Origin of the sequence: Sediminispirochaeta bajacaliforniensis DSM 16054, assembly GCF_000378205.1 — a bacterium.
GTDB lineage: Bacteria > Spirochaetota > Spirochaetia > DSM-16054 > Sediminispirochaetaceae > Sediminispirochaeta > Sediminispirochaeta bajacaliforniensis.
Genome location: NZ_KB899436.1, coordinates 23042 through 33381 on the forward strand (window position 1 = coordinate 23042; position 10340 = coordinate 33381).

Below are 10340 nucleotides of genomic sequence, written 5' to 3' on the forward strand. Positions count from 1 at the left end.
CCTCTCTGTTCCGATGCTTTCAGCAGAAGGATCGATTCAGGGAATGGAATTCCACAACAAGCCCATTGCCGATGTACTTATTGCTATCGGTTCCGTGGCAGGTTATACGGTCCTTCCGGACGATACGCTGACGGGAAGTGTCTCCTATCGTTTCTCCGAAACTAGTTTCGAAGAGGCCCTGGAAAGTCTGAGCCTCCAGTACGGCTTCTTTTACACAAAGCTCGGGGATACCATCTACTCAATATCCCGCATTCACGACAGCTACGACGCCGATACGGGACTTTTTTCCATAGAGGCAAGAGATGTCCCTGTTTTCAACATCCTTCAGGAGGCCTCCCGGACCATCGGCAAAACAATACTCTTTGATCCGCTTCCGGCGGAGAAGCTGACCCTCAATAGCCACGATATATCGCCCGAAAACTTTCTTACCATGATTGTTTCCCGCTTTTCCGACTATACGCTTCTTTCCGACGACGACTATTTCTATCTCAAGCGGGAGGTGGCCTCGCGGAGCGATGCGGGCAAGGCGGCAAACGATACTACCATTACGGTGGAAAGCGAGGACGATTACAGCCTCAGCCTTGAGCGGGGTGATCTGCTTACCGCACTGGACGAGCTGTTCGAAAAGGCGGGTAAGGAATATGTGCTGCTGTTCAAGGCCTCTGCCGCCCTCAAGAGCCTTCATTATACCCACAAAAGCTTCGACGAGTTGCTGCGCCTCCTCCTGGTCCAGTCGGGAGGCGATTATACGGTCAGCAACGGCATATACTACATCTTCGATATCAACAGGCAGGATATCCTCAAACAGTACAAGATGTCCGAATACCTTCATCTCGACTATATTTCTGCCGAAGATGTCCCCTCGCTTCTTCCCAACCTGCTAAGCTCAAGCAGCTTCTATAAGGTTGATAAGAACCAAAACGCCATCATCATCAGTGGAAGCCTTGAAGAGCTTCGTCCGCTGAAGGAATACATCAAGGCAATTGATAAACCGCAGGTCGGTAAGGCCTATTACACCTTTAACCTCGACTATATCGAGGCATCCGTCGCCATCCAGTCCCTGCCCCAGCGGCTTCGGGCTCCCGAACCGATCGTGCTTAAGGATTCGAATAGCTTTCTCGCCTTCTACACTCCTGCACAGAAAGCAGAGACGGGACAGTTGCTGCGTGCAATCGATATCCCCCGGGAATCCCATGTTCTTACCTTCAAATACCTGAAGGCCGAGGATTTCCTCAAAAATCCGCCTCCGCCCTTCAGTTCGAACGACTTCAAGGATACCGGAAATGTCTCTTCGGTCTACTTTATCGGAAGCGCCGAAAGGCTGGAGTATCTGAGACAGCTGGTTGCGGAAATAGACGTTCCGAAACCCCAAATCAGATACAAGATGCTCATCATCCAGTATCAGGAAAGTACGGGCCTTGATTTCAACCTTTCGGTTTCCAATTCCGTCTCAGACGACGATAGCGAATCAGCCTATGTGGGTAACGTCGGAAATCTCCTTTCCCTTGACTTTGACGTACTCTCCACCTTTGGCTACTTGTTCGCCATAAAACTCAACGCCTCGTTAAGCGACAGCACGGCAAATGTTCTCGCAGATACAACCCTCCACGGCCTCTCCGGAGAATCGGTCAAGTTTCAAAACAGTTCGACCTATCGCTATCAGGAGCTGGAAGCGGACGACGCCGGGAAGGTTACCCGAACGGGAGTAACCAACGAAATATCAACTGGTCTTTTTATGAAGATCACCGGCTGGGTCTCCGGTGATGATATGATCACCATGGAGGTAGAATCGACGCTTTCAAAAAAGGGAACAAGCTCGAGCAATAGTGACAATGAGCTTCCGCCGACCTCGGAACGCGTTATTAACACGCATATACGAACCCCCTCGGGTACTCCGATTGTGATCGGCGGTCTGATGCAGAAAGAGGTCAGCGAAAAAATAGCAAAAATACCGATCCTGGGAGATATTCCTTTTATTGGTGCCCTGTTTCGCAGCATAAGCAATACAGAGGAGAACACGGAATTCGTCGTGTATCTGGTTCCCTACCTTGTCCATGATGCCATGCACAGCCTCCAGCCCGGAGACGAAATGAACAGACTTTTTGATAAATTCTTTCCTCCGCAGGTGTGACGATGAAACGAGCTACGATCAAGTCCTTCGAGCCCCTTCCACCGTTACAGGAACAGTATGCCGTCAAGTATATGGAAAAAAACCATGTACTGAAGCTGGGAAGCAGACCGGACGGCTTATCAATCGTCGGAGTATGCCCCCCCATCAGAAAGGAACTGATTGACGAGATAGAGGATTTTCACCGGGGGAAGGTTGAGTTCGTCGAAATAGAACCGGAAGACTTCACCATATATCTTGGAAGAGCTCTCTCCGGTACCTCGGAATACGAGTCGGCAAACGGCGCCAGCAGCCATATCGAAATCGACAAATTCGCCGACGATGCCCCGATCATCAATCTTGTAAATTCGATTTTCATTGAAGCCATTCAAAAAAAGGCTTCGGATATTCATATAGAAGGAAGGCAGGACAAGGTCTCTATACGGTACAGGATAGATGGGGTACTGGTCTCTATCATGGAATACGATGCCTCCTATTTCTCCGCCATTTCCAGCCGAATAAAGATCATGGCAGATCTGAACATCATGGAACGTCGGCTTCCCCAGGACGGACGGATATCGGTAAGCATTGCCCAGGTCGAACTGGACATGCGCCTTTCCATCGTGCCGATAGCAGGAGGCGAATCCATTGTTCTTAGGCTGTTCAACCGTAAAGGGGCCATTCTCGAGCTTGATGATTTGGGCTTTTCCGACTCGGTAAAGGAACGGATCACCCATCTGTATCGTCAGCCTCACGGCCTTGTTCTTTTTACCGGTCCTACTGGTTCGGGAAAAACAACTAGTCTGAATGCCATTATCCGTAACCTCGACCATGAATCGAGTAAAATCGTGACCATCGAGGACCCGGTCGAATACAGGATCGAAGGGGTAAATCAGATTCAGACCAACGATGAGATAGGTCTGACCTTCCACTCTCTTCTGCGGAGGGTTTTACGGCAGGACCCCAACATCATCATGGTCGGAGAGATACGCGATGCGGACACGGCTCAGCTCGCCGTTCGGGCGGCTCTGACAGGCCACCTCGTTCTTTCTTCCCTCCATACCAATGATGCCGTTTCATCGGTTCAAAGGCTTATCAATATGGGCGTAGAATCATATCTTCTTGCCGCCGTCCTGAGGGGGGCTGTCGCCCAACGACTGGTGAGGGTACTCTGTCCCTCCTGTAAGTATGAAGCGGAACCGTCGACAGCAGAGAAAAGCATCTATCAGGCACATGGCCTATCACCGAAAACGATATTTCGGCACAAGGGATGCCCCGAGTGTAACTATACCGGTTATTCAGGCAGGACCACTGTGGCAGAATGTTTTGTAAGCTCGGCAGAACTCGAAGATCTCATCGTCCGGAACGCACCGAACAGCACACTTACAAACTGCTTAAAGAAAGAAGGGGTACATTCACTTATGCGGGACGGACTCGAAAAGACCGTATTAGGCATAACAGACCTGGCCGAAATAGAGAGGGCCATATAATGGCGTCGCAAGGGAAAAGAATCGGGGTTAAAGAGCTTCTCGATTTTACATCGAACCTCTCTCTCCTTTTGAACTCCGGTTTGTCGGTTTATAACGCGATCCAGATGATCCATTCTTTCTCGACGAACAGGACCATCACAGCGTTGTCCCATTATTGTGAAGAGGGGTTAAAGAAAGGAGTTTCCCTCTCCCGGCTCATTGAAAACAGTGACTACCAATTTCCCCCTCTATATAACGGCCTGGTCGGTATCGGGGACCGAATTGGTTCGCTGTCCACCATCCTGCCTACCCTTCGCACCTATCTGGAGCGCAAAAAACAGGTCAGAGATAAGTTCATCAACGCATCTATCTATCCCCTTATCGTACTCCTCATGTTGTTTACAGGGATGATCTTTCTTACCCTTTTCGCTGTTCCCAGAATTGAAGCGTTATTTCAGGAAATCGGAGAAGGAAGTACGCAAATACGTTCATTCGAAGAGAAGATCTTTGGATTGAAGCTATTCGGTGTCTTCTGTATCGTACTTTTTATTGCCGTGCTTACCCTATTTATCTTGAGAAAAAACAGCCCGGAAGTAAAAGAAAAAAGCGACCGTTTTTTCATACGGATTCCCGGTCTTCGCCACATCATCACGATAACGGATATCTTTAATGTCACGTTTGCGGTTGAAACATTAACACGACACGGCATTCCTTTATCATCAGCAATAAAAGAATCGGTGTCGGTCTGTGGAAATTCCGAGCTAAAAAAGACCTTTACCATGATCCACCAGGAGCTTGTCTCCGGCAAAAATCTCTATAACTCCTTTTCCTCTCATCCCTTTATTCCGCCGAGGGTAAAACAATGGGTCGGTATCGGAGAAAATACGGGAGAAACCGATAAAGTCTTTGAGCAGCTGAGGCACTTCTACGAGGCGGAAATCGACAACCTTACGACAAGACTTTTGGGAATCATCGAACCTTTATTAATCATCATCGTCGGTAGTATTATCATCTATCTCATTCTCAATTTCATTGTTCCGCTTTTTTCGCTTTTCGGAACGATTGTATAGCATGCAGGAGGAGCTCCTATGAAGAAAAAAAACACAACGTGGGAAGAAGGGTGGACCTTTGTCGAAACCTTGATCGTCATTGCAATTGTCCTGATTTTGACAAGTTCGGTAGGATTTATGGCATTCAAATACATAGATAAAGCCAAGGTCGTAACGGCAAAAACTCAAATAGAAAACCTTTCCCTTGCCCTCAATTCCTATTTCTTCGATAACAAAGGGTTTCCAAGTCAGGATCAAGGCCTTGATGCCTTATGGAAGAAAACAAACATAGCGCCGGTGCCCGAAGAGTGGAATGGTCCATACCTCGAAAAAGAGGTTCCGCTCGACCCATGGGGCAATCCCTTCGAATACACGGTTCCCGGTCCCAATGGGCTGCCATTTGGAATTCGCTCCTTCGGGGCCGACGGCCTTGAGGGGGGAGAGGCCCTGGACAAGGACATCACCTCCTGGGGGAATTAATGTCCGCTGATCTTCTTTCGAGGGCCTTGTACGATGTCCGCTTTCTTCCGGTTCCCGACAAAAAAACCGGAGAGGGCATAGACACCTATATTGCTTCGCATATTCACGCTATCTATCCCGGTAACAACGGTGTATATGAGTATCGGTATCGAATACTCGGCGACAAGCTCATCATTATTGTCTTTCTTTCCAAAAAGACCGCCGATACATTCTCAGGCAAACCACCATATATTCCTGTTTTTACGTTGCCGGATATTTTAAAAAAGCATACCAGAATCACAAGCGTCAACCTTTACGCCGAAGGAACCATCGAACAAATAACGATAGAAGAGGGGCTTCCCGTACGGTCACAGATTGTGCAATCCGACGACGAACACTCACATTGGGTTTTCTTCACGCCTCCCGGCGATGAGGACCTCGCACTTCCCCCAAAAGAACGAATCATACCACAGCCCCGTCTTAGCATCCATCATCGATATCTCTCGCAAAAAGGAACAGGGCAGTTAAGCTTTACAACATGTTTCAGCTTATGCTTGCTGATTCTTCTCTTAATTGCGGGAATAACCACACGATATGCAACCCTTATCGGGGAAAAGCAAGACGCGGCGAAACGGATACAAAACGAAATCATGAGAGCCGATACCCGAAATAGCCTCCTTAGTTCAGAAATACAATCTCTGGAAGAATCTGCCGACGATATTGCCGCCTTGAACATTAACAGTCCCTATCGCATGATCGAAGCCCTCTATACAACCGCCGGCAGACACATGGAAATCGAAAGAATCACCATTCAACAAAGCAAATTTTCCATCGACTGTATCAGCGAGGACCCGATCCGGATATCGGATCTTCTTTCTAAAAATACATTATTCTCTCATGTCAGTATTCAGAGAATTCAGGAGTATGAAGGACGCTATAAATTCTCTCTTACAGGAAGATACGATGGATAAAGAACGTCGTCTCCTTCTTCGTTTACTTTTGCTAAGCTGTCTTCTTCCCATACTTCTGTTCATCCATGCCAATCTATCATCTATCAGAACGGGGCAGGCAATGCTCGCCCGCTACCGTGAGCAGGGAGCATCGAAAAGCGAAATAGAGCAGGCGACGGTGCAGCTTGAAGCGAAACAACGGGCGCTGCAAGAACGTTACCAAAAAGAATCCTCCAGGTTATTCGATAGCGATGAAATTACCTTTTACGAATTCTGTGATTTCATGATCGACAGCGCAAAGAATCGGGGTGTCACCATCAAGAATTACAGCACGATAGAATCGGCGGAACCAAAGCGATTAAATATCACGGCAGTCGGAAGCATACGTTCTATTCTTAGCTATCTGCAGTACCTCCATACACTCGATAAAAAAATCGATATTGCACAGCTTTCAATCAGTTTCAATGCGAGCCAATATGAATACACCCTTTCCATGATGGTAAATTTCATTACGATACCCCAACTCCATAAGGATAGTGAGCATCATGAAACATAGCTTTCCTCTTTTTCGGCTGGCCCTCATATCCCTCATTGCACTATCAGGCTGTTCCAGTACGGCGAAACCCGTCGCAGAAAGTTTTCCTGCCAATTTGATGGGAATAATCTTCGACGATTACAATAATCCCGTAGAGGGAGCCTCCGTTATACTAGAAGGACGGGAAGTGCCTTACAATTCCGATATCGACGGAAGATTCCTCCTTCCCAAACTCAATGCGAGGTCATATTCACTTACCATAACAAAAAAAGGGTTTGAGACAAAACACATAGACTTTGATTTCTTCGATCCGAAGCAGGTTCTCTATCTCAAGCTTTCATCTCTTACCTTTTTCAAAGAGGAAATTGAATCTGGCATTGCAGCAAAGGACTGGGAAAAAGCGGCAACGTTTATCGATAAGGCAATGCTGGTTGATAATTCGGATCCTGTACTTCTTTACCTTGTTTCCATTTATCAGTTCTATATGAAAGAGTACGACGCATGCGCAAAAACACTTTCAGATATTCAGAAGGAGGGCTACACCTCATCGGCAATTCGAAAACTGGAGAAAAAACTTGAAGAGGAAAAAGAAAGGACATTCTGACTTTCAGCAGGGGTATGTACTCCTTGACGCAATAATTGGAATAGGTATTTTCTCTATCTTCTCCATCGCAGTGTCGGCTTCCTACGCTTCCTTTGTCGAAAACGATCACCGTATTCAAAAGAGGTTGGAGAGCTATCTATCCGACTATAACAAACACATCGATGCCCAGGAAATACACTTTGATGAAAAATAGATCAACATGCATATACGAGGAGGGGTTTACCATACTTGAAAGCATTGTTGCAATCTTTATCCTTAGTCTTGGGTCGGTTGTCGTCTGTATCGGCGGCAGTACCTTCTTTTCCCATATTACAGAATTACGGAATCATTATCTCTTTCTATCCCAGGCCGCACAATTTGATGTTCTTCTTCGGGAAGAAGTTGCTCTTATAGAAATCCCATTTTGGGAACACTCCATCGTTCTGGAACCTGAAAGCAAAGCATGCACACTTCCCTTTCTGAAAGGCGACAAAGAGAGCTGTTTGCAAATTTGCTTTGATGAAAGGGGCCTTGGCGTGTCAACCAATTCCGACACGCCGATAATCTATACCGCCTTAACGGATGGAACGATCACCCCAATCGTAAAAGAGAATATAACTACGGGAATTACCGTTCTCCTTTATGACACGAAGAAAACGGTATACGAATGCAAAGCACTCTTTGGCGGCTTCCCAATAATCGATGAGGAAGCAGATGAATAAGAAAGCGTCTCTATCCATTGAAGCCACTGAAGAAGCCTTTGGAACAGCGTACGCGTTCGCCCTTATTCTCTTCCTTTCGGCACTCTTGCTTGGCATCTCACTGCATACCGCCGGGACCATGAACAGCATAACAAAGCTTGGTTCACCAAAAGAAGAACTATCAACGCAAAAAGCGGCTGAAGAAATCATACAAGGACTGCTCGAAGACGGCACCCCAGCCGCCGACTCACCGGCAGATCCCGTATGGGAGCGCGTTGCCGAATTGAACAGTGAAACGTGCTCCGTTGTTTTGGAAGACATCTCAAGTAAGATAAATCCCCAATTCTTCCGGGATGAAATTATCGACGCAACGCAAGTGCAGAAGCGTATATTCACCGAGGGTCATACCATGGCCGAACTTGAACAGTACAGGAACGAAAAGGGCTGGGGAATTTCCCTCAAAGATTCATATCCGGACTTTTTTTCGGATGACGGCCTAACATCGTACCTAACCAGCTACAGCTACCTCAACCTCAATATTGCCGATGAGCTGGCAATACGCTATCTTTACACCATCAGGACAGGAAATGAATATGGGGCGGAATCCTTCAGACAAAAGATCCAGCAATACAGAACACGAAAAACCATTATCTGCAACAACGAACTAAGCGCTGTTATGACTTCGGCAATGAAACAGCTCTATCCCTGTATGAACAGTGTTCCGGTTATGAACGTTCACTACATTCACAAAGATATTCTCCGGGAAATTCTCTCGTATGACTTCGGAGACAAACCCTTGCCCCACCCTGATCGGACCTATAACACCATCGTCCAGAGACGAACCTCAGGTGAGATAGAGCCCTCCGATCTGGAATCCATCTTCTCAGTAAAAGATGAAAATCACATCGTATACGACTATCTCGGAACAAAAACATGGTTCTGGAAGATTAGCATCGCCAGCAACAGCTCCCAAAGGGAGCTCATCGTCGCAGAACTGCCCGATGCAGAAAGTTCATATCGACCGCGCGACCAAACTGCGGTAAGCATTACGAGGCCGAGAAGCTTTCAGATCATCAAAAATACCTTTCAGCATGGGACAAGCAAGAAATGAACATCAAAATCGTTGTCAAAGCATCCATGATCATAATCATTCTCACCCTGACAATACTATTGCTCCTCCTCTATGTTCTCCCCCCCGCTACCATCCTGCAAGATCCCCCTCATACGGTCCATCCAGCCAGTGCCCAGGAAGAAAAGCGTCACAACGAGGACGATACCTATCGGCCCGAGGAAACGACCATTCCGGCTGCATCCATTGCCGGTATGTTCTACCGACCGCCGAAAGAAGAAACAGCTTTGCTTCCGTCCGCGCTCCCTGAACCGGAACAGGAGCTCCGATATGATGAAAAACGATTTTCATACATCGGTACAATGCAAATCAATAATCAGACCGTCTACCTTATGAAAGACAATCTCTTTAACGATGCATTACATCTTGCGCCAGGCGAAACTGTACACGGAATATCCATAGAAAACATCGATGCAGACAATGCGACACTCATCCTCACCGACGGCACAACAAAATATAAAATACGACTCCAATAATCACACATGTCATCGTTTTATTTGGGCGTTGCCCTCGCTCGTTCCTCGCTCCGGGCCAGTCGACTCCGGGGTTCGCTCTTCGCTCCCGTCCTCGCCTTACGCCTCGGACCGCCTCCGGCGCCCTTCGTCTCCTTAACGCATCGTTATAGCCTCCCTCCAATTGCCCAAACCACCCTTCCCGTAGTAGTATTACCTCATGGCAGGCGAGCACGATACACGCTACAAGTTCCTCTTCTCACACCCCATCTTCGTTCAGCGCCTCATGGAGGCCTTTGTTAAAGAACGTTTCGTTCGTAAACTCGACTTTGCCTCCCTTGAACGGGTCGATAAAAGCTTCATTACCGAAGACTTCAAAACCAGGGAATCCGATATCATCTGGAAGATCAATTACACCGTTACACCCCTTTACCTCTTCCTGCTCATTGAGTTCCAGTCTACCGTCGACCACTCCATGCCGCTCAGGTTCCTTCGCTACATCACCGAGTTCTACCAAAGCTTTCATCAGACTACCGACTCAGGGCTCTTCCCTGCCGTCTTTCCCATCCTCATCTATAACGGCGACAGAAGGTGGACCGCTCCGCTTAACAGCCGGGACCTCATCGAACAGTCCATCCCGGAAAAGTACATCCCATCCTTCCAGTACTACCCGGTTATCGAGAACCAGATTCCAAAGCAGAGCCTCGCGAAGATCAAAAACGCCCTTTCCGCGGTCTTCTATGCCGAGAACTCCTCTCCCAAAGAGCTTGAGGCCGAGATCGATATCTTCCTTTCCATTATTACCGAAGAGAAACTTGAGGCAGTCCAGCTGCTGGTCCAGTGGCTGAACAACTTCTTTGCTTCCGTCGAGGAGCAACAAAAACAACCGGTCTTGTCCCGGATCAA

At 47.6% G+C, this 10340-nt stretch carries 12 protein-coding genes; all 12 read left to right on the forward strand.

Annotated features, from left to right (window positions below; translation table 11 throughout):
- Positions 1 to 13 precede the first annotated feature (13 nt).
- Entirely contained in the window at positions 14 to 2131 is a 2118-nt protein-coding gene (locus F459_RS23355) for a secretin N-terminal domain-containing protein (protein ID WP_169517965.1), read from the forward strand.
- Positions 2132 to 2133: 2 nt separating this feature from the next.
- Positions 2134 to 3597, forward strand: a complete 1464-nt coding sequence (locus F459_RS0120255; RefSeq protein ID WP_020614481.1) for a GspE/PulE family protein — start codon at positions 2134 to 2136, stop codon at positions 3595 to 3597.
- Entirely contained in the window at positions 3597 to 4646 is a 1050-nt protein-coding gene (locus F459_RS0120260; RefSeq protein ID WP_020614482.1) for a type II secretion system F family protein, read from the forward strand. Before F459_RS0120255 ends, F459_RS0120260 begins: the two co-directional genes overlap by 1 nt.
- Positions 4647 to 4664: 18 nt before the next feature.
- Positions 4665 to 5105 (forward strand): type II secretion system major pseudopilin GspG, encoded by a 441-nt coding sequence (gene gspG / locus F459_RS0120265; RefSeq protein ID WP_020614483.1) that lies wholly within the window; start codon positions 4665 to 4667, stop codon positions 5103 to 5105.
- Positions 5105 to 6055, forward strand: a complete 951-nt coding sequence (locus F459_RS0120270; protein ID WP_020614484.1) for a hypothetical protein — start codon at positions 5105 to 5107, stop codon at positions 6053 to 6055. Before gspG ends, F459_RS0120270 begins: the two co-directional genes overlap by 1 nt.
- Entirely contained in the window at positions 6048 to 6590 is a 543-nt protein-coding gene (locus F459_RS0120275; RefSeq protein WP_020614485.1) for a hypothetical protein, read from the forward strand. Before F459_RS0120270 ends, F459_RS0120275 begins: the two co-directional genes overlap by 8 nt.
- Positions 6580 to 7173 carry a carboxypeptidase regulatory-like domain-containing protein gene (locus F459_RS0120280; RefSeq protein ID WP_020614486.1) on the forward strand — a complete coding sequence of 198 codons (594 nt, stop codon included), beginning with the start codon at positions 6580 to 6582 and terminating at the stop codon, positions 7171 to 7173. Before F459_RS0120275 ends, F459_RS0120280 begins: the two co-directional genes overlap by 11 nt.
- The gene (locus F459_RS0120285; protein ID WP_020614487.1) at positions 7145 to 7366 is read left to right on the forward strand and encodes a hypothetical protein; all 222 of its coding nucleotides are present in this window, start codon (positions 7145 to 7147) and stop codon (positions 7364 to 7366) included. Before F459_RS0120280 ends, F459_RS0120285 begins: the two co-directional genes overlap by 29 nt.
- On the forward strand, positions 7356 to 7874 hold the full coding sequence (locus tag F459_RS0120290) for a hypothetical protein (RefSeq protein ID WP_020614488.1): 519 nt from the start codon (positions 7356 to 7358) through the stop codon (positions 7872 to 7874). Before F459_RS0120285 ends, F459_RS0120290 begins: the two co-directional genes overlap by 11 nt.
- On the forward strand, positions 7867 to 8964 hold the full coding sequence (locus F459_RS0120295; protein WP_020614489.1) for a hypothetical protein: 1098 nt from the start codon (positions 7867 to 7869) through the stop codon (positions 8962 to 8964). The genes F459_RS0120290 and F459_RS0120295 overlap by 8 nt, the downstream gene beginning before the upstream one ends.
- Positions 8961 to 9458 carry a hypothetical protein gene (locus tag F459_RS0120300; protein WP_020614490.1) on the forward strand — a complete coding sequence of 166 codons (498 nt, stop codon included), beginning with the start codon at positions 8961 to 8963 and terminating at the stop codon, positions 9456 to 9458. Before F459_RS0120295 ends, F459_RS0120300 begins: the two co-directional genes overlap by 4 nt.
- A 196-nt stretch (positions 9459 to 9654) precedes the next feature.
- Positions 9655 to 10340, forward strand: a 686-nt coding sequence (locus F459_RS22680; protein ID WP_020614491.1) for an Rpn family recombination-promoting nuclease/putative transposase, incomplete at its 3' end; no start/stop codon positions are given.

Coding starts and splice junctions, on each gene's coding strand:
- F459_RS23355 (WP_169517965.1), top strand. CDS start 14: ATGCTTTCAGCAGAAGGATCGATTCAGGGAATGGAATTCCACAACAAG.
- F459_RS0120255 (WP_020614481.1), top strand. CDS start 2,134: ATGAAACGAGCTACGATCAAGTCCTTCGAGCCCCTTCCACCGTTACAG.
- F459_RS0120260 (WP_020614482.1), top strand. CDS start 3,597: ATGGCGTCGCAAGGGAAAAGAATCGGGGTTAAAGAGCTTCTCGATTTT.
- gspG (WP_020614483.1), top strand. CDS start 4,665: ATGAAGAAAAAAAACACAACGTGGGAAGAAGGGTGGACCTTTGTCGAA.
- F459_RS0120270 (WP_020614484.1), top strand. CDS start 5,105: ATGTCCGCTGATCTTCTTTCGAGGGCCTTGTACGATGTCCGCTTTCTT.
- F459_RS0120275 (WP_020614485.1), top strand. CDS start 6,048: ATGGATAAAGAACGTCGTCTCCTTCTTCGTTTACTTTTGCTAAGCTGT.
- F459_RS0120280 (WP_020614486.1), top strand. CDS start 6,580: ATGAAACATAGCTTTCCTCTTTTTCGGCTGGCCCTCATATCCCTCATT.
- F459_RS0120290 (WP_020614488.1), top strand. CDS start 7,356: ATGAAAAATAGATCAACATGCATATACGAGGAGGGGTTTACCATACTT.
- F459_RS0120295 (WP_020614489.1), top strand. CDS start 7,867: ATGAATAAGAAAGCGTCTCTATCCATTGAAGCCACTGAAGAAGCCTTT.
- F459_RS0120300 (WP_020614490.1), top strand. CDS start 8,961: ATGAACATCAAAATCGTTGTCAAAGCATCCATGATCATAATCATTCTC.